This window comes from Lapidilactobacillus bayanensis (assembly GCF_003946695.1).
Lineage (GTDB): Bacteria > Bacillota > Bacilli > Lactobacillales > Lactobacillaceae > Lapidilactobacillus > Lapidilactobacillus bayanensis.
In genome coordinates this window covers 1-19382 of the sequence record NZ_RHOX01000033.1, presented here as the reverse complement: position 1 = coordinate 19382, position 19382 = coordinate 1, and the positions used below count along the sequence as shown (strand labels likewise).

At 38.6% G+C, this 19382-nt stretch carries 15 protein-coding genes; 3 read left to right on the top strand and 12 right to left on the bottom strand.

Annotation, left to right across the window (positions count from 1 at the left end):
* Positions 1 to 277 precede the first annotated feature (277 nt).
* From EKM65_RS10060 to EKM65_RS10015, 10 genes are read right to left on the bottom strand one after another with little or no spacing between them, the layout of a single operon-like run.
* Positions 278 to 1417 (bottom strand): glycosyltransferase, encoded by a 1140-nt coding sequence (locus tag EKM65_RS10060; protein ID WP_125608083.1) that lies wholly within the window; start codon positions 1415 to 1417, stop codon positions 278 to 280.
* A 2-nt stretch (positions 1418 to 1419) separates the two neighbouring features.
* Positions 1420 to 2961 (bottom strand): lipopolysaccharide biosynthesis protein, encoded by a 1542-nt coding sequence (locus EKM65_RS10055; RefSeq protein ID WP_125608081.1) that lies wholly within the window; start codon positions 2959 to 2961, stop codon positions 1420 to 1422.
* A 15-nt stretch (positions 2962 to 2976) separates the two neighbouring features.
* Complete coding sequence (locus EKM65_RS10050; RefSeq protein WP_125608079.1) at positions 2977 to 3810, bottom strand: LicD family protein; 834 nt, start codon at positions 3808 to 3810, stop codon at positions 2977 to 2979.
* Positions 3767 to 5212: an O-antigen ligase family protein gene (locus EKM65_RS10045; RefSeq protein ID WP_125608077.1), complete on the bottom strand. Its 1446-nt coding sequence runs from the start codon at positions 5210 to 5212 to the stop codon at positions 3767 to 3769. Before EKM65_RS10045 ends, EKM65_RS10050 begins: the two co-directional genes overlap by 44 nt.
* A gap of 12 nt (positions 5213 to 5224) precedes the next feature.
* Positions 5225 to 6190: a glycosyltransferase family 2 protein gene (locus EKM65_RS10040; RefSeq protein WP_125608087.1), complete on the bottom strand. Its 966-nt coding sequence runs from the start codon at positions 6188 to 6190 to the stop codon at positions 5225 to 5227.
* A complete protein-coding gene (locus EKM65_RS10035; protein ID WP_125608075.1) occupies positions 6183 to 7247 on the bottom strand; it encodes an NAD-dependent epimerase/dehydratase family protein in 1065 nt (354 codons plus the stop codon). Before EKM65_RS10035 ends, EKM65_RS10040 begins: the two co-directional genes overlap by 8 nt.
* 10 nt (positions 7248 to 7257) lie before the next feature.
* Positions 7258 to 7959 carry an IspD/TarI family cytidylyltransferase gene (locus tag EKM65_RS10030; protein ID WP_125608073.1) on the bottom strand — a complete coding sequence of 234 codons (702 nt, stop codon included), beginning with the start codon at positions 7957 to 7959 and terminating at the stop codon, positions 7258 to 7260.
* Positions 7960 to 8829 carry a LicD family protein gene (locus tag EKM65_RS10025; protein ID WP_125608071.1) on the bottom strand — a complete coding sequence of 290 codons (870 nt, stop codon included), beginning with the start codon at positions 8827 to 8829 and terminating at the stop codon, positions 7960 to 7962.
* 12 nt (positions 8830 to 8841) lie between these two features.
* Complete coding sequence (locus EKM65_RS10020) at positions 8842 to 9876, bottom strand: glycosyltransferase family 2 protein (RefSeq protein WP_125608069.1); 1035 nt, start codon at positions 9874 to 9876, stop codon at positions 8842 to 8844.
* Positions 9877 to 9888: 12 nt separating this feature from the next.
* Positions 9889 to 11286, bottom strand: a complete 1398-nt coding sequence (locus tag EKM65_RS10015) for a sugar transferase (RefSeq protein WP_125608067.1) — start codon at positions 11284 to 11286, stop codon at positions 9889 to 9891.
* A gap of 299 nt (positions 11287 to 11585) precedes the next feature.
* Between EKM65_RS10015 and EKM65_RS10010 the strand changes: the two genes are divergently transcribed.
* Entirely contained in the window at positions 11586 to 14117 is a 2532-nt protein-coding gene (locus EKM65_RS10010) for an excinuclease ABC subunit UvrA (protein WP_125608065.1), read from the top strand.
* Between the two features lie 118 nt (positions 14118 to 14235).
* Here EKM65_RS10010 and EKM65_RS10005 read toward each other — a convergent pair whose 3' ends face one another.
* Both EKM65_RS10005 and EKM65_RS10000 read right to left on the bottom strand, forming a co-directional pair.
* Entirely contained in the window at positions 14236 to 14814 is a 579-nt protein-coding gene (locus tag EKM65_RS10005) for a GNAT family N-acetyltransferase (RefSeq protein ID WP_125608063.1), read from the bottom strand.
* Positions 14815 to 15074: 260 nt separating this feature from the next.
* Complete coding sequence (locus tag EKM65_RS10000) at positions 15075 to 15902, bottom strand: M57 family metalloprotease (RefSeq protein ID WP_164506910.1); 828 nt, start codon at positions 15900 to 15902, stop codon at positions 15075 to 15077.
* Positions 15903 to 16474: 572 nt separating this feature from the next.
* Here EKM65_RS10000 and EKM65_RS09995 point away from each other — a divergent pair.
* Both EKM65_RS09995 and EKM65_RS09990 read left to right on the top strand, forming a co-directional pair.
* Entirely contained in the window at positions 16475 to 17677 is a 1203-nt protein-coding gene (locus EKM65_RS09995) for an SAP domain-containing protein (protein ID WP_164506909.1), read from the top strand.
* 85 nt (positions 17678 to 17762) lie between these two features.
* On the top strand, positions 17763 to 19130 hold the full coding sequence (locus EKM65_RS09990) for a DNA/RNA non-specific endonuclease (RefSeq protein WP_225420453.1): 1368 nt from the start codon (positions 17763 to 17765) through the stop codon (positions 19128 to 19130).
* Positions 19131 to 19382: the final 252 nt, after the last annotated feature.

The following is a 19382-nucleotide window of genomic DNA, read 5'->3' as shown; positions in this document are numbered from 1 at the left end:
CTCACCATTTACTATGATGAGGTAATTTTACCTTGAATAAGTCGTGTTTCACAGCCGGTCGATTATTAACTGCTTACATGATTTCTATTTTAACATGATTATATTCACAAATTTATAAATGCCAAAAGAAAAAGCTGAATTGAGGATAATTAACTACACTGTTCTGTTTGACCAGCTTTTTGGCCTAACAAAACGGCGTAGTTAATCATTCGAATTCAGACTTTTATTCCGTAACTATCCAAAATAATAAAAACTTTTATCATAGTTATCTCCTCAATTATTCGAATAACTGATTTAATAAATCCCGCCATTTTTTGATGATCACAGGCATCTTGAAATCATCATAGCGGCTTAATGACAATTGTTGTAACTGCCGCATTTTTTCTGGAGAATTAGCCAAGTTATTAATTGCAGTTGCCATTCCTTGAACATCACCGATTGCCACAAGTTCACCATATTTACCATCGGCCAATATTTCTTTGGCCCCATTGTGGTCAAAACTGATAATTGGTAATCCAAAGGACATAGCCTCAATCAAAACCAATGGTAATGCCTCAGTTCTAGAAGTAGAAATAAAGATTGAACTATGAAGATAATGCTCAGTTAAATCGTTACCAACCAACTCACCGACAAAATTAATTTTGCTTGGATTACCGTTTTTTTCAAGTAATTCTTTAAATTCAGTGACTTGTTCTGGACGACCCTGACCAGCGACTCTTATCGACCAACCATCTTCGATTTGGTTGGCTATTTCCATTAAGTAATCAAGGCCTTTAATGTGAACATTCAGACGCGTCGTAAAAGAAACAACCTTATCTTGTAGAGCAGAAATTTCATGTTCTGGCAACACTACAGGATTATAAATAATTTGTGAACGTGAATTAACGGTTAACATCTTCTGTAAATCAATATTCGTTAGACAAACTAATCGATCTAAAGCCCGTAAACCGTTGATAAAGGATTGACGATAGTTTTTTGTCAAATTACCAAAACTATAGCTTGTTGCTTCATGTAACCAACCAACAATTTTGACGCCAGGACGTAATTGTTTTAATTGCTGGGCGAATAAAGTTACAGAGAGGAAGGTATTCAGAATAACGACATCAATTTTATTTTGATCAATCTCGTTCAACAAAGCCTGTAAATCATGCTGACGATACTTAATCGGTGTAAATTCATGCCGCGTTAACAATTCTACAGCCTTACCTACTCGAATGATATTCTGTCGAACGCGGCCAACATTATGACCGAAATAATGCAACCGTTCATCAGGAACGCCAGAAAAGTTAGTATGATATTGATAAGCTAAATAGAAGACTTCGTTATCCTGATCTTTTTGAAGTTCTTTACCAACATTTGATGCAACAATATAAGATCCACCATAGCCGAAACCAGGGCTAACAATTGCAATTCTCATCTCTAACCTCGATTTCTTTTAATCAAACGTTTACCCACCGACACTAAATATTTAAATTCGGGGCGCTTGTGGTAAAACAAAACATAAAATACTGTTGCTAACGCTAATGCATAAACGACTTTAATTAGCAAACCCATAAAGCTTACATTTGATGGCAAGATTTTATTGGCCGTAACTGCCGTGACAACAACCGTAAATATTAGCTCGGCCACACTACGTAGCATCAACGCGACATATTCTCTTAAGGGACGATGTAATGCGTACTTATAAACAACATATGCCTCATACCAAATGACAAAGCCAAACGACGACAAAATTGTCCCCAATAAAACACCGTTAATTCCCATTTTAAAAACACCTAAAAATAGCAATGATGCAATTAAATTAACGGCGGCCTCGATAATTGGCTTTTTACGCTGATACCAAAACAAACCAAATGACTGAATGAAAACAAACCCAGTATTACGATATACTTGAATTGCATAATTGATAATGATTAAAGTTGCCGTAATAGAAGTTAAAACGTTTTTAGGGCCAACCCACCATTGAATAAAGGTATTTAAGATCACTTCCAGAACCGTTGCACTAAAGAAAATCAATGTATGATTGACGAAAAAATGACGTTGAAATAATTCGTTATTTTTTTCTTGACTGGCGGTAACTGCAAAATTGCCGATACTGGCCGTTATGGAGTTTGTTACTTGTTTACATAAATTCTGAATGGCATTAACCACTAACGTATAATTGGAATACATTCCGACCGCCGTTAAATTAACAAACGCAGAAATCAAAATATTATCAGTACCCATAACGATTTGACCGCCAATCGTCGAAGAAACATTACCAAGTACATTTTTTTTAATAACATCTGCGGTTTCATGATCAATTTTTTCAGGCGGACTATGATGTAAATACGGATAACGCCTATCGACAATCCAGGAAATACAAATATTAGATAAGATCGTAAAAATAATTTGGATAATTAAATAAATAATAAAATCGGCTTTTATATAAAGAAAACCTATTTGCACAATATTAGTTAACAAAAGAAAGATAAAATCATTCAACGAAACAATATAGGCTTTTTGATCTGCTGTAATTAAAGAGCGCTTATACGTAAAGAAATAACTAACCACCGAGTTGGCAAGGAACAATAAATAAATAGTGTAAACATTAGGAACGCTCTTCATGTCCTTAATAATGAACGGAAGAAACGGCATAATCACGATTCCCAATACACCAATGACCACGCCAATTAAATCATAAGCCTTACGGTATAATTGCATTAACGCAGTTATTTTGGGATGATCATCCTCGGCAAGAGGCCGATATAATGAAAATACGATCGAAGCACCAACGCCAAGCTCTGCCATTGATAACAGGCTAAGAATATTCGTAAATAAACCATTTAAGCCTAAGTATGTCTGTCCTAAGAATCGAATGAATAAACTTCTCGCAATAAATTGAATCAACAATCGACCAATATAAATTATTGAGGAAATTGATGAATTTAAAATCGAATACTCCAAGCGTCCTCGCTTCATTTGAGTGCTCCTTTACTATTTGCGAAAAAACGTATACGGGTGATGCGTTACTTGTTCACTTTTTGGCGGCAACTTTAGATAATCACCGAAGCGTAACTTTAAAAACGCTTTGCGCTGTTTAATTGCCATAATTTGATGCCCGGCAAATTGTACATCTTCAAATTGATCCGCAGCGAACCAACTAGTTGGGAAAACGCCCCAATTGCGATCAATATATTCTAAATAGCCACAGTATGTAGCATCTTCTACCTGATACTTAATCGTTGCTAATTGATATTGGTGGCGCCAATAATTATCGTCACCTTCTTTAAGGACCTTACGATAGTGAGGATAACGAGAAACTCGCTTAACTAACCCCTTCCACTTCGAAAAAGAACGTGCATAGGATTTATTTCCTGTCGTATCCATCATATTTAACCGATATTGTTCGCAGAGATCATGAAATTCTTTTTGTTCCTTTTTCGTATCGGGAATACCATCTAGTGGGAAAATATCAACAAAGACGCCCATTAACGGATCCTCAACATTATAAATTTGATCTGATACTAGCCTGGTTTCTTGATCGACCAATTTTGCAAAGGGATAACGATAATGTTCACGGTTATTAAAAGATAGCAACTGATAGCGATTATCAGTTGCTAAGATTGATAATAATTTTTCGTAATCCGGACGCAACATTACAAGGTCAATGTCATCATCCCAAGGAATAAAACCTTGATGCCGTTCTAAGCCAATCAATGTTCCATAAAAAATGGTATATTTTAAATTATTTGAGCGGCAAACTTGGTCAAGATAAACTAATATATCAATGCTCTTGTCTTGTACTTCCTGTAAGTTTAGCTTTTGCATGATTATTAATTTCCTTTCCAATAAATTGCTTTTGATAACTTGCCGTACCTAGATACAACCAGAAACATAATGCACCAATTCTATTTTCGAAAATAATGTCCGGCATTAGCAAACCAAAGATAACTGATGAAACCGCGATTAAAGCATAAAGTAAATAAGTGACGTTAGCGATATTATCATTTTTAAATAAAGCATAAATAACCCCAAAAAATTCGGTAATCAAGAAAATCAGTAGCGGAATAATTCCGATCAGTCCGGTTCCGGCGAGCGTAAACAATAAGAAATTATGTGGTGTTTGCTTTGAGTGCGCGATACGTGTATTTGGTAAATTCTTTTCCGCATAATTCACCAAATTTCGTGGTGATGTTCCATAAATTGGGCTGGATTGAAAAATTTCAATTGCGCTCTTCCATAAACGTATCCGACCATTTGATGCATCGGCTTGATTAGAAACATCTTCTCTTTTTAAAGAGATATCTTCATCACCGTTATTATCCATTGTTCCATCATTTGAACTCCCCTTAAAACGACTCAAAGAAATATTATCTGGTAATGAGAGATACGGGGCCACACTTTTGAAACCGTAGTACGCACCGGCAAAAATCGTCACGCCTACTAGGCCAATTAATAAGGAGACAGACCAGCGTTTTATTAGACGTATAGATTGAAACCTTGAAAAGCTCACGAAGAACATTCCAATCATTACAATGACGACAGATTCGACCAACACTGTTCTTGAACCTGATAAAACGATATAGAAAAAGTTTAGTAGCATCAATATCTCAAGACTAACTCTTTGATGACGAGATAAATGGCCATTTATCAGTCGCTTCAAAGATAAAAGAATAACTATTGGAGACATATTTGCCGCAAAATTTGGTTCAACGAAAACGCCATAGAGTCTATTCTCAACGAAACCGAGGCGAAAACCGTAATAGATTTTCGCGAGTGGCGCCACATAACCAAGCTTTGTAATAAACATCAATAACGAAATAAAAATGGTGACCCCAGAAAAAACGAAAAAAATATTCTCAAAATATCTTACTAGCTTCTCATCATTTTTGCTTGCACTATAGAAAACTATAAAAAATAGTATTCCCTCCCATGCAATTAATCTAAAATTGCCGAATAAATTTTTGCTACCATTTAATAATGATGAAACTATCATTGCTAATGTAAAAAGAATGAGCCAAATATTGGGAATTTTTTTTTGCTTCACCCAAACTGTAACATTACTCAGAAATGTAATGGCTCCCAAACCAGTAATTGCTGAGAAGAGCACTGTATCAAATCGAGAATCGATCAGGCTATAAAGAATAACCATTCTCGCCAAAAGTGCAACTTCATATGTTAATAGAAAAACTCGATTTAACATTTTGTTATATGACACTAACTTTTCCATGCTTCCACCCTTTTATGAATTGTGCTTTTTTTGAATCATTACTGGGACTCGATATAGGCGCAAACTTAACGTTAATAAGATCATCGACACTTTACGTTGTTTAGTAAAAATCGGGTTCTTCATAATAAACCAAAAATTAGATCGTAAATAATGTACGATTGTCTTTGTTTCCGAATAGTCATGTTCTGCATGACCGCGAACTAATTTATCTAGCACCATAAAGTTCGCAAAACAGACGCGTTGCCGCCCGACATCCGCTAATTGTGGATACATTTTCGCTAATCTTGTATCATTTTTTTGCCACGCTTCAATGAAATCAAACTGACTTGGTGAAAAACGTTCCGTATTAATGCTGCCCTCCCGATGATAGTAAAAATACTTCTGTTGCGAATCAATGACTATTTTTTGACATTGTTCAAGAATATCTAAAATCACAAAGGAATCTTCATGATATTTACCGATAGGATAACGCAACTTCTTAAAAATCGCACGTCGATACAATTTGTTAACAGCATGAACGGAAACAATATTGCCCTCAAAAATAACTTTAATTGCCTGTTGTTGATTCATGACGTCACGAATTGTATCCTTCTGCTTTGGTTCATGCCCTTCATAAACATCATAAATACCACAAATAGCTAAATCAGCCTGTTCTTTAGTAATGTCATGGTAAAGTAAGTCATACATATCAGCCGCAATATAATCATCGCTATCAACAAAGCCAAGATAGTCGCCTTGTGCAATATCAATTCCGGCGTTCCGCGCGTCACTTAAGCCACCGTTTTTCTTATGAATAACTTTGACGCGTTCGTCTCGCTTTGCATATTGATCACACATTGCTGGTCCGCGATCAGTTGAACCATCATCTACTAGAATCAATTCAAAATCGGTAAATGTTTGGTCAAGAATGGAATCAACACATTTTGCTAAATACTTTTCGACTTGATAAACAGGTACAATTATACTTATTTTAGGCATTGTCTTTAAGTTCATCCTTTAGAATCTTAACTGTATGGTCTAAAGCAGTCGATAAATCAAAGATTGATTGCCAACCTAGTTGATTAAGTTTGGTCGTATCTAAAATTGCCGTCGTCGCTTTGGAGAAACCAGCTGCTTCGGTTGCATCGGGCAAATCAAGGACAACTTTTTGACCGTTCATTTGTGCTAATTGATTGGCCAAATCTTTCAAATGAAGATCAAACTGTTCACTGCCAATGTTATAAGCAGCACCGTTATCGCCATTAACCAGAATAAACAATAATGCGGACACAATATCACCCACATACCCATATGAATAATATTGAGTACCTTCGCTCTTTAAGACGATGTCTTCATTGTGTACGGCTTTTAGAATGAATTGTGACGATGCTTTAGAATCGTCTAATTTCATTGTTGGTCCAAAAGTCCGACAAATTCTTGGAATCACAACATCTAAACCATATTTGGCAATATAGGCTTGGCATAACGATTCACTAACACGCTTCCCCTCTGGATAGCCGGCACGAAGCGTATTGCAATCAAGATAACCAGAATAATCTTCAACAAACTTATTAACATCGCCCCGATTTTCACCGTAAATCTCCACACTAGATAAAAACAGTACCCGTTGCGTCTTCACCTTTGCGGCATGTTCTAATACCTGCTCAGTTCCCTTAAGATTGGTCATAATTGTACCAATCGGATCCGTCGCGTAAGCTCGCGGGTGCGTATTACTTGCACCGTGGAAAATATAGTCAACTTGCAGGTCATCAGGTAATGGCTGTGTCACGTCTGCAACAACTAGATTAAAGTTAACATCACCAATATAATTTAAAAAACGATCCTCTAGATGCTTTTCACTGCGCCCCATTGCATAAATGCGTATTCCAGCATCAGTCAATCGATTCCGCTGCATCAGTACGTCGACTAAATAAGAACCAATCATTCCTGAAGCACCAATAATTAAAAAAGAATGACCATCAATTTGTGACCAATCTTTTTGCGAATCAATAACTTGTTGTAAATCAGAACGATAAACATCATGGTCAATTAGCATCAACAGCCGCCTATTCTTTCATCTTAAGATATGCCTTAAATAAGGCCAGATCATCGGTATTCGTTAACTTAATATTCTTGTCTGAACCAGCTGCAAAATGCAATGTTTCGCCTAAATCGACCATCATCGTGTTTGTATATGAAGAATCGGTCATCCCAACATTATCAGCGATCGCCTTGTTGTAACCCCATAACAACTTACTATATTTATAAGCTTGTGGCGTCCCCACACGACGCAAAATTGTCCGATCAATATATTGTTGCGTCGTCTCTTCAGTCTTCTTTACAAAGATCTGTTCGTTATAAGGTAGTGATGTTACGGCATTTCCATATTGTTCACACTTGACGATAACATCTGACAAGACTAGTTCATCAACCAATGGGCGAATACCATCATGAATGATCACCGTTTCGTCATCTTCACAATAATCCTTTAAGAATTGAACCCCATTATTAATGGACTCCTGGCCTTTACTGCCACCAGCAATAACCCATTTAACTTTTGAGACATTATATTCTTTAATATAAGCCCACATGGTATCAATCCAGCCCTCTTTACAAACAACAAGAATTTGATCAACCTTGGGATGCTTTTGGAATGACTCAAGGGTGTAAATAATCACCGGTTTCTCATTTACGAGGATAAATTGCTTCGGAATATCCATCCCCATACGTTTGCCGACACCGCCGGCGATAATTAATGCTGTTGTCATTTACTTTTCCTCTTTTCTTAAATAATAGCGTCCCCGATATTCTTGGTAAGAATGATTCGGATCAACAAATACTGCATCATGATGTGGTGCTTGGTCTTCTAAAGCTGGACGTTTCAGGTAATCACCAAAAACTTGAGATAAATAACGATCATAGCCAACTGGCAAAGGCAACTTAGTATCTTCAAAATTCATTTCAACGGCACTGGCAAAATCGGATCGGCTATATAAATTCCCCATGTACTTGGGACCAACACACAATTCTGTTATCAGCGCCGAATTAGTTTCATTATACTTAGTCATTTGCCGCTCCGCAAATCGCCAAACTTGATAACGACTTGCCTTACTCCTATACAAGCCCAGTAGCAAACGACTACCAAATGAAATGATCCCACCATGAGATTCTGGAACAACTTGCTCACAGAACAACGCATATATTAACGCCCAAAACTTTTGAATCCGTTGTTTACTTACTGATTCTGGTGCAACATCTAATGGGAAAATATCAACGGTAATACCGTGCACAATATCTAAGTCTTTTTGGTAAGTTTTAATAAAAGTCGTCTCGCGATCACGAATTGTCATAAAGTTATTATGATTGACAAAATGTTTCGCAGCTTTCTCAACAACGTATTGCCGTGTTGGTGGTCGTTGCTGCCAAAGCTGATAGAATTTTTCATAGTCAGCGCGCGGCATAAAAAAATCTAAGTCGTCATCCCATGGTACAAATCCTTTTTCACGGACTGCACCTATTGCGCCGCCACCACAAAGGTAACAAAGTAACTTATTTTGCTGACAAAAAGAGGCAATTGTTGTTGCAATATTTAGTGTTGTTTTTTGGATTTCACGTAATTCAACATTTTTGCTGTACAATGATTGGCCTCCCTAATAATTTCGTTTAAATTTTTCAATTACTGATGGTAAACGATACTCCATAGAACTCCCCACAGAAACTGCAATATAAAAAAGTGGGAAGGGAAAAGCATAAAGTATTTTTGTCAGATGTTTGATCTTGGAATCTGTAATAGCTTCTTTCTTGGCTTGACGCACACTTGGATCATGATAGATTTCTTGGACTTCTCCTTTTTTATGTTGACGATCAATCTTCTTGGTCCGAATAATAGAGAAAATCGTTGAAGTCAACCCTTTCAAGTACAGCGCTGAAATACCAGCCAACGCACGATCGCCCAACAAATCTACGGCTTCTTGATACCATTGTTTAAATGTAGCAAACTTATGGGGATCATACCGAGTTGTTAAGCCATGAGCGGCATCATACCGATAAATTGCTAAAATTTTAGAAGTGGTATAAACAGTCTGACAATGTTCAAAGTAACGAATATTAAAAATACGATCCTCACAACTAAAGAACTCTGGAAAACGAATTTGATGATCAATTAATAGTGCCAACCGATAGCGTTTATTCCAAATTACATAGGCAAATTGACGATTCATCAAATCATAAAGCTGATCAAAAAAATCAGACTGACTATTGAATAAATGATCAGTTAATTGATATTTCTGACTAACAACAACCTGATTGTCACGCATCGTATCGAACTGAAACGAAGAAATAATCAAATCGTCATCATCTTGGTCAGCAACCTGATCATACTGCCATAGAATATCCGGTTGCACTGGATCATCAGCATCTAAGAAGAGCACGTATTTGCCTTGCGCATGTTCAATACCGTAATTGCGTGCTGCACCAGGGCCATGCGGTGGGATTTGAAAAGCACGACAGATTTCATCATCAGCGGTTAAAGTTGTTAACATTTCCCAAGTGCCATCTGTCGAACCATTTTCAATCAATAAACACTCATAACCTTGGTAGTTAATCGCGTGTAACTGTTGTAGTAAGTCTGTCAGAAACCGTTTGGCGTTATGAACTGGGATAATAATTGAATAGTTAAGAGACATGCCAACCTCCTTCTAACTCAAATGTTTAATATTGTTCTCTTCTACAATCTCATGTACTTTTTTCATTTCTGGTTCATCATCGTCTTCAAGACCTTGTGATGAAACTTTATCAAATAAAATCTTGATCGTTTGTAACAGGATTTTGGCATCAAGCATCAAACTGTAAGTCTTAATATATAATAAATCAAACTTCAACTTGCTGTGATAATCGGAAGCATACTTACCATAAACTTGAGCATAACCAGTAATGCCTGCACGCACATTATGGCGCAAATAATAATGTGGTTCTTCCTCGTTAAATTGATTAACGAAAAATGGTCGTTCTGGACGTGGACCGACGATTGACATATCACCTTTTAAAACGTTAAAGATTTGTGGTAACTCATCCAAACGAACTTTACGTAAATACTTGCCGACTGGCGTAATGCGTGCATCATTCGCTTGCGCCAACATTGGACCAGATTTTGCTTCGGCGTTGGCGGTCATTGTACGAAACTTGTAAATATGAAATTCTTTTTGATTCATCGTAATTCGCGTTTGCTTGTATATGATTGGACCAGGCGATGTCAATTTAACTAATAAAGCCGTTATCAACATAAATGGTGAGGCAAGCACCAACATAATCAAGCCAACGATAATATCAAAGAAGCGTTTGAAAAAGGCATTCTCCGGAGAAATCCGAAATTGACTAAGTTCCATCACACTTTCATCCTCAAAATTCATCATATTAGGACGCAACATGAGTAAATTATCAAACGTTGAAGGAACGAAAATTTCAGTCTCATTTTTAATCGCTAAATCAACAATTTGGCGTCGATCATCATCGCTAATTTCTTTTGTAATGTAGACAATATCGACGTCATCAAGAACTTTTTTAACATTATCAACGAAATGATCAGTGACGACGTAGGTAATCTTATGTTTGTTATTTTTACTAGAATCAAAATTCTGGACAACTGCAGGTAATTCCTCTGTGTAAGCAACAACTGCAACACGACGATCACTAACAAGATGCAAGTACATATAGAAAATAAGAACGCGCCACATCCCTAAAATAACAGCGCTGGTCAAGAACGAGTAAATTAAAACCGAACGTGGAAAGGCAAAATAGCGACCGATAAACGAAATAATTGTAATACCCAATATCGTCAGAATTTGACCAAGAACCGTGATAAACAGAATATCACTAATCCGGCGATTATAATAAATATAAGCACCTAATAAGAAGTTAACGAGTAGAAACAACAATGAGATAACCACTGCCGACTGCTCATATGTAATAAAGTTACGTTGCGGAATCATATGACCAAATTTCCACATAAACGCGAGTAAAATACTGACGTTGAATAAGAGCACATCTATTGCTACCGTGATAAAACGTTTTAAACCATTCCAGCCATTTCTATTCATTTATCTATCAATCCTTAAATATTTATATTTGTACGCCAGCTAAGTTTCACACGAATCCAAGATTCTATACTGTAGAAATTATACCATATTCACTTGCTAAAGCAGTGATATTAAGGGTATCTTAATAAAACCAAGCCAATATTAACGATTAAACTCACGCCTCTTTTTGCGGTTAAATTCACGATTCCGCCAAAGAATTAATTCATTAGCAAATTTTCAATAAGCCCCTTCTTTTGTCAACATGGTCTCACAAATGCTAAAGTAAATTGAACACTCTCTACTAAAAGAAGGTCAATCCATTGGTTCAAATTAAATTACCCACGCAAATTGAAGTGCGTGGTGGCACTGCTAATAATTTAAAGAATATTGATGTCAATGTTCCCCTTAATCAATTCGTGACTATTGCTGGCGTATCTGGTTCTGGTAAATCCTCGCTGGCAATGGGGATTTTATATGCTGAAGGGGCTCGCCGCTACTTGGATTCTTTAGCCACTTATACGCGCCGCCGCATTAGCCAAGTCGGACGTGCGCAAGTTCGGTCGGTTAAATACATCCCGTCGGCGTTAGCTTTGCGACAACGGCCCGCAGTTCCTGGTGTCCGCTCAACTGTTGGCACGATGACCGAGATTTTTAATATTTTGCGTTTAATTTATTCACGGCTAGGGTCACCACAATGCCCGAATGGTCACCAAATACCACCGACAATCGCCATTGCCGAAGCGATGGACAAAGTTGGTACAGAGATGGGTCAAATTATTTGCCCAACTTGCGGTGTTCAATTTCAAGCCTTTGGTGTGGAAGACTTTGCCTTTAATTCTGATGGTGCTTGCCCTACTTGTCAGGGATTAGGCATTACGCGGCAACTTGATCCGACGAAATTAATTGACGCGCCAGAAAAAACAATTGCTGAAGGTGCCATTGCTGCTTGGCGTATTCCGGGCCGTAATTTCATGCCCAGTGTTGCCCAAGCCGCCGGTATTCGAATCGACGTTGCCTATCAAGAGCTAACTGATCAAGAAAAGGATTTTGTCCTGCATGGTGCCAAGAAACAGTACGCCGTTGATATTCCCTCAAAAAACGGCCGGGTCTTTCATATGGACCACGCATTATATGAGAATGCCTACGCAGCTGTCGAGGATAGCATGAGTACTACTAAAAGTGACTTAGCGTTAAAACGATTAGATCGTTTCTACAAGTTTAAAACTTGTCCCACCTGTCAGGGAACTCGCTTGAATCCTTCACGATTAACTCAGCTCGTCGTCGGCAAAAACATCGCTGAAGCAGCCGCACTGCCGCTAAGTGCTTTACCGCAATTCATTAACGACATCAAAAACTGGTTGCCCGCCAATATGCAAGAATTGGCAACCAATTTAACTAACGAACTATCAAATCAATTACAACCATTACTTGAACTAGGTTTAGACTACTTAACTTTGGATCGCACAGGTGCTAGCTTATCAACGGGTGAATTACAGCGAATACAGTTAGGACGTACTTTACGCACAGAAACAACTGGTGTCTTGTATGTTCTCGATGAACCATCAGTTGGCTTACACCCGGATAATGTTCGCGGCTTGATTAAAATCTTTCGCGAACTAATTGCACAAGGTAATTCATTAGTCGTTGTTGACCACGAGACTTCGCTGATTGCCGCCGCCGATTGGGTCATTGAGATTGGACCACATTCTGGTACTGCCGGCGGGCAAGTTATCGCACAAGGAACTCCTGCAGAAATCAGTCGTAACAAGCATTCATTAATTGGCCCTTTTCTTAATGGGAAGGCACAATTATTAGTTCGCCAGCCTGCCTCAAAAAACGACTTATTTCAGCAAGGCACATTAGACCTCACCGTTACGAAACATTTTAACTTGCAACAAGTTCACGCTCAATTTCCTCTTGGGCGACTAACCAGTGTGACCGGATTTTCTGGTGCCGGCAAAACAACACTAATTTTGGACAGCCTTTTGCCAGCTTTAGCCGCTCAACATCATCATGTGCCACTTCCCGATTATGTCAGTCAGTTGGCCGCAGATGCAATTACTAAAGTGGTTAGCGTTGATGCAAGTCCCGTCGGCAAAAATACACGTTCCACGGTGGCAACTTATACGAATATTATGGACGAACTACGTAAGCTGTTTGCTGCTCAACCCGCAGCCAAAGCCCAACATTACAGTGCTAAGTACTTCTCATACAATAACAAAGAAGGCGCCTGCCCGACTTGCGGTGGAACCGGTGAAATTTCGTTAGATATTCAATATCTCCCTGATATGGCTGAGACCTGTCCCACATGTCAGGGCCGTCGCTTTAAGCAAACTGTTTTAACCGTTAAATGGCAACAAGCAACTATTGCCGATGTGCTGGCATTATCAGTCACGGATGCACTTACTGTTTTTCAGAGTCAGCCGAGAATTTTACACACACTGAAAACATTACAATCAATGGGACTAGGTTACTTGCATCTCGGTGAAGCAACGCCAAACCTTTCCGGTGGTGAAGCGCAACGTTTGAAGTTGACCACTCATTTAGGGCAAAAACAACTCAATACACTATTTGTCTTTGATGAACCAACTATTGGCTTGCACCCGTTGGATGTTCACACATTATTGAAAATTTTTGACCAGCTTTTATATCGGGGTGCAACAATTATTACCATCACGCATGATCTTGATTTAATTGCCAATAGTGATGCGATTGTTGACTTAGGACCTCGTGGCGGTACCGCCGGCGGTCGAATCGTTGCCACTGGCCGACCAACTGACCTTGTTAAAGATCCTCAAAGTTTAACCACAACTTATCTGGCGAAACATTGGCACCATTTTATGACAAACTAATAATGATTGAACTTAAGATTAATCAGCGCCACTAAGAGCGCGCACAAAAAAGACCCCGACAAAATGACGGCTGCTTTATCGGCAGCCTCACAAAAATATCGGCGTCTTTTTTAATTAATTAAATAAAATGTTCTGAATGTTCTTCCCAGTAGCCTTGATAAGCAGGTGCTTCAGGTTCAGCCAGATTAATTTGATACATTTTAAAAATAACAGGAATATCTTTGGGTTGCCACTGTTCATGATAAGAATATTGATACGTCATTCCTAATTTGATCATCACTTTACCACTGCGCAAATTTCGCGCATCGTGAGTTGCGGTGACATAAGACATGCCCTCAGATTTAAGAAAATCCAGAATACCTTCGGCCGCTTCGGCCACAATGCCCAGATTCCAAAACTCTTTGCGTAAAACAAAACCCAAATCATGAGCTTCATTACCTGCCACATTGATCAAGCCAACTGGGAAATCGTGACCTTCAATGCAAATTGCCCAATAATAATTCTGGTTAGCAGGATGGTCTTGATACATTGGCAAAATCCGTTCCTCATAAAACTGTTTAACGTCCGCCAATGTTGTGAGTGGAAACCATGGTAGAAATTTATTAGCTGCTTCATCTGATAAAATAGTTAACAAAGAATTCATATCAGTGCGATCATTACGAAACTTACGTAAAATCAAGCGATTTGTCTTGATCATGGTATCCTCCTAAAGTGATACATGTAATAATTATAACAATATTTAGAAGAAATTACCTATGATATGCTTACGAAAAGTTAATTCAATCTCGCAATGACAAATTTTTAGCTTCGATTGCAGCAATTTTGTTCAGCAAAACTATGCTTTATTTTGATTGATAAACGCATTTAATGAATAACTATTAAGGCCTGTAAACAAAATTCGGCTTTTGTTTGGTAACTGAAAAAATTAATGAGAACTAACATCTTGTCTTAAAATCGTTAACGATAGATCTCTCGCAAACTTGCCAAATCTTCGGTTGCTAAAACTGTCACACCTTGGTCAACCGGATACATGACCGAGGTCAATTGACTGCTATGATCCATCCCTAACGCGTGACCTAATTCATGCAAGGCCACTGATTTGGCAATGGCGGCTTGATAGTTGGTATTGACACTAGCTGTCGCATGATTGGTTGTTTTGGATTGGAACAGATTATACTTCTTGACAATTTTGGGACCGCCCTCACCTAATTCTAATGTGCCCGCATTCGCAGAGACCTTTTGATAAATTGAAATTGTAACATGATTTTGATCCTCTGTTTCTTCACCGGCTGTCAGTTTAACCAAACCTGTTTGATTATAGGTGGCAATAGCAGCCAGAAAAACTTGACGAACATTATTTGGTGTTTCACTAGTAAAGGAATAAGTATAGGTGTTAGCTAACCTTTGTCCTTGAACAATTGATTCGATCGGCGTTACGCCAGTCGTCTCCGTAGTACTGGTTGAGTTAGAGGTGCTCTCGGATTCACCGTGTTCATTAGAATTCGAATCAATTGCCGAACTTGAACTCGCGTCAGCATCGCTTGCTTGACTCGTCGAATTTGTCTTTGGCGTTTGATTTTGTTGATGCTGACTTGAACCGCTCAGAATAGCAGCTAGTTTATTCTTAACGGTCACTAAGCCATTCTGAACTTGCAGCAGAATTGTTTGTACCTCTGAGTTAGTTGAAGTATCAGACTGAATTTGTGGCTGTGTAACTTCACGATTATAAAAATAGAAACCGCCAGCGAGCAATATAACCAAGGCAATCCCCGATTTGATTTTCAAAAACATTCTCCTTGTCTATTAAAACAAATCACAATAATTAGGCAGACATTTAAAAGAATTAGATCAACAGCTAATTCCAGATTTAGTTCACTTTAACATCAAACTCGTTAAAAAACATGCGACGCAAGTCTAATCTTAATGATTTTTACCCTTTCATAATGAAATACGCAAAAGAAAAGATTTATGCCGAAAAAATTTTAAGATGCTGATTGTGAATAGTCTATAGACGCTTATTGTAGTATTATAGCAATGTAATCGTTTTTATTTTCGAATTATTTGAACAGAAAGCTCTCCCCACTCAATCTGGCGAGAGCCAATTTATACCGTGCAATTATTTAACATACAACCTAAACGTCAGTCATTGCGGAGGAACAAGTTTGCCAGTATTTAAAAATAACAACTTTAAAAATCTATTTGAGGTGTAGACCATAGCTAACCTAAGACGATCAGTCAAAAGAGAAAACACCCCGCACAAAAGCCTTGATTCATCGATCGATAATAATATTCGTGCAGCACAAACAACTAAGTCCAAAGACATCAGTAGCAACGGTTGTGTCGTTGCGCTACTTGTCGTGGCGATTTCAGTCGCGATTGCACTACTCATTCAATTCTGGTATATCGCAATCGGAATTGCGCTTGTCGTCGGCATATTCTTCTACCAAAATCGGCAAAACAAAAAAACGACTAACAGCGTCCAAGAAGAACCGACTCCCAATCTGGTCAAAGCGCAGAATACCATAACGTCACAACCTAATGACGACAAAACTGTTCACACCCCCATTAATCATGTTGTAACTGCTGACAAGCACAAAACATTACGCGGGCCTAAACTAGCATGTGGCTACTACTACGGCGAAATTATTCTCTTAGCTTGGTTAGACGGTTCAAACCAAGCTAAAACAATTCCTCAATATTTCCGGTCAAGATACGGCCTCAACTCAGTTGCTTCAAAAACCAAACTCATCAAGGACGGCCTCATCATTACCAGCGATGTTCAAACAAGCTTAAAAAAATTAAAAGTTACCGATCTCAAAAAAATTCTTTCAACCAATAATAAAAAAATAAGTGGTAAAAAACAAGAGCTAATTGAGCGAATAAGCACGACTGTTGAGCCCAAAAAATACGAGCCACTATTACCACAGAGCTATTCATTGTCTGCTGATGGCCAACAACTCGCCGAGAATAATCAACTCTTTATCTGGGCACATCAAAATGTTAAGTCCAGTCTTACGCCTATTTCTGACTTGATTGGGCATGAACACGATGCCGGAAGTCCCGCGGAAATTACGATCAAAGTGATTCAACAACAGTTGACTGATTCCTTGCAATCACAGCATGATTTTGGTCGTGCTTATGGTTATGCTAAAGAAATTGCAGATATTTCAGAGCAGATTAACAACGAACAAACATTGAAATATTTATTTCTGGCACTGTGGCTCGACTATCCTAATTTTGCGTATTTTGATGAAACCAGGCACTACTGGATTCACCGCTATCCTATTTCAACCGGTCCTCAACCAATTCAAGTCGACCTCATTAACTATCATCAACAATATCAAGTTAGCAAACAACAAATTGAAGCTAACGTCAGTCATTTCTACCAGTACTTTAATCCGTATTTTCCTGATGGTCTGTACATTAAAACTAACTTAGTTCAAATTGCGACTTCTGCTATCACGGACACTCCCGACGAATTCATTAAGAAAGAGCATGACTTCATCGAACATAAAATTCCCCAGAAACAAATCATTACTGATTTTAGCGTCAATAATTGAGTGACACTTGCTTTGACTTTGATTTCACATCAAATTTAACGCAGCAATGAAACTACAAAAAACTCTAAAAAGATGGTGAAGCCTGATGTACAATTTTTTAATAAACGTCCTAACAATCATGTCAATTATTTTAAGCATTGCCACCGTGATCGCCCTGTTTCAGAAAATCACGAAAAGAAAACCGGGCAAGTGGCTTAACTTTAAAAATATTGGTTTTACATTAATTGCACTACTCGGTTTATTGCTGGTCAGTGTGCCGTTCGCACCTAACACGTCGGTCACCGAAAAACACACGCAAACCAGTTCATTAGCCGCCCCCTCTTCAAAAAAGACAGACAGCACCGCAAGTTCCAAAAAGAAAGCTACCCAAGCAACAGAGCGTTCTAAATCAATTGCTGCCGAAGAAAGTTCTAAAAAACTAGCTGAAAAACAAGCATCAGAGAAAGCTGCTACCGAATCAAGTCAGGCGCGCGCAACAAGCATCGCTCAAGCTAAAAATCAAAATAACCAAACTATTTTAAAAAAATTAGTCGACGACACTAACGCGCGTTCAGCCGGTCCAACCAAGAACTACTACTGGGATAATGGTGCGGCAAAAATAACTGATTTTACTGGGATCACCGCCGGCCAATCCAAATTCAGTGCTGACAGTCAACAACGTTCTTCAACCGCCAGAGCAGTCCTTACTTACTCGCAATATGTTGCCTCTAAAGGAAAAAGACAAGGTGATCCGCTGGAGCCGCCATCTTGGCCATATACTAATCCGACAGTCGCAATTACTTATAGTTTAACGAATCATACTTATCATGGCTGGCTCTACAATCGCAGCCACTCGATTGGCGATAGTTTACTTGGCAGCGATTCCTATACTTCAGAATATAATTTCACAACTGGGACAAGATCGCAGAATGTTGGCGCCAATCAAAATGGCGGAATGAGATACGCTGAAGAAATGGTGGAGAATTATTGGACTAGTCATCCTGACACCAAAACTACCGTCTACTATGAAACAACGCCGCTTTATTATAATAGCGAAACTATTCCGCGAGGCTCTATCGTCGATATCAAATCATCTGATGGTGTTCTCAATAAAGAGATCGTCGTCATCAATGATGCTGAAGGAATTAGTATTGATTACAACAATGGTACCAGCAAAAGCCTGACGCCGACGACTTCCAAATCAAGTAGTGCTTCGACTAAGCAATCAAGCGTGGCGTCTGCAACAACACCAACCACTTCAACACCGGCAACCTCAACACCAAAAACCACCACACCAACAACAAGTGGTGGTTGGACAATTGCACCGGCCGGTCAAGTATTCGTTTCTGATAGCAACAAGTATTATGCTCGAGTAACTAATCCAGGTAATTATCGACTCATGAGTCAATCAGAAGCAGACAAAAATGGTTATGCTCGGGCAAGTCGCGGCAATCAATATGCAAGACCGTATTGATAAGCCAACTTTGCTCATTTACATTACCTTGGCGATGCTAACGTTCAAATGACCGCTAATTATACTCGCGAGACCGAACAATCCGATTTAGCTGTATTCCAAGGTTTTAAGGGCGTCGTTGATCAAGTTTCGGGTACAAAAAGGTTTGTACCACATACCGTACCGCAAAATAAACGTAAGCAGTTAATAATCGACCGGCTGTGAAACACGACTTATTCAAGGTAAAATTACCTCATCATAGTAAATGGTGAG

Coding starts and splice junctions, on each gene's coding strand:
- EKM65_RS10015 (WP_125608067.1), bottom strand. CDS start 11,286: ATGAATAGAAATGGCTGGAATGGTTTAAAACGTTTTATCACGGTAGCA.
- EKM65_RS10005 (WP_125608063.1), bottom strand. CDS start 14,814: ATGATCAAGACAAATCGCTTGATTTTACGTAAGTTTCGTAATGATCGC.
- EKM65_RS10035 (WP_125608075.1), bottom strand. CDS start 7,247: ATGCTAATTGACCATGATGTTTATCGTTCTGATTTACAACAAGTTATT.
- EKM65_RS10045 (WP_125608077.1), bottom strand. CDS start 5,212: ATGGAAAAGTTAGTGTCATATAACAAAATGTTAAATCGAGTTTTTCTA.
- EKM65_RS10040 (WP_125608087.1), bottom strand. CDS start 6,190: ATGCCTAAAATAAGTATAATTGTACCTGTTTATCAAGTCGAAAAGTAT.
- EKM65_RS10030 (WP_125608073.1), bottom strand. CDS start 7,959: ATGACAACAGCATTAATTATCGCCGGCGGTGTCGGCAAACGTATGGGG.
- EKM65_RS09990 (WP_225420453.1), top strand. CDS start 17,763: ATGTACAATTTTTTAATAAACGTCCTAACAATCATGTCAATTATTTTA.
- EKM65_RS10060 (WP_125608083.1), bottom strand. CDS start 1,417: ATGAGAATTGCAATTGTTAGCCCTGGTTTCGGCTATGGTGGATCTTAT.
- EKM65_RS10055 (WP_125608081.1), bottom strand. CDS start 2,961: ATGAAGCGAGGACGCTTGGAGTATTCGATTTTAAATTCATCAATTTCC.
- EKM65_RS10050 (WP_125608079.1), bottom strand. CDS start 3,810: ATGCAAAAGCTAAACTTACAGGAAGTACAAGACAAGAGCATTGATATA.
- EKM65_RS10020 (WP_125608069.1), bottom strand. CDS start 9,876: ATGTCTCTTAACTATTCAATTATTATCCCAGTTCATAACGCCAAACGG.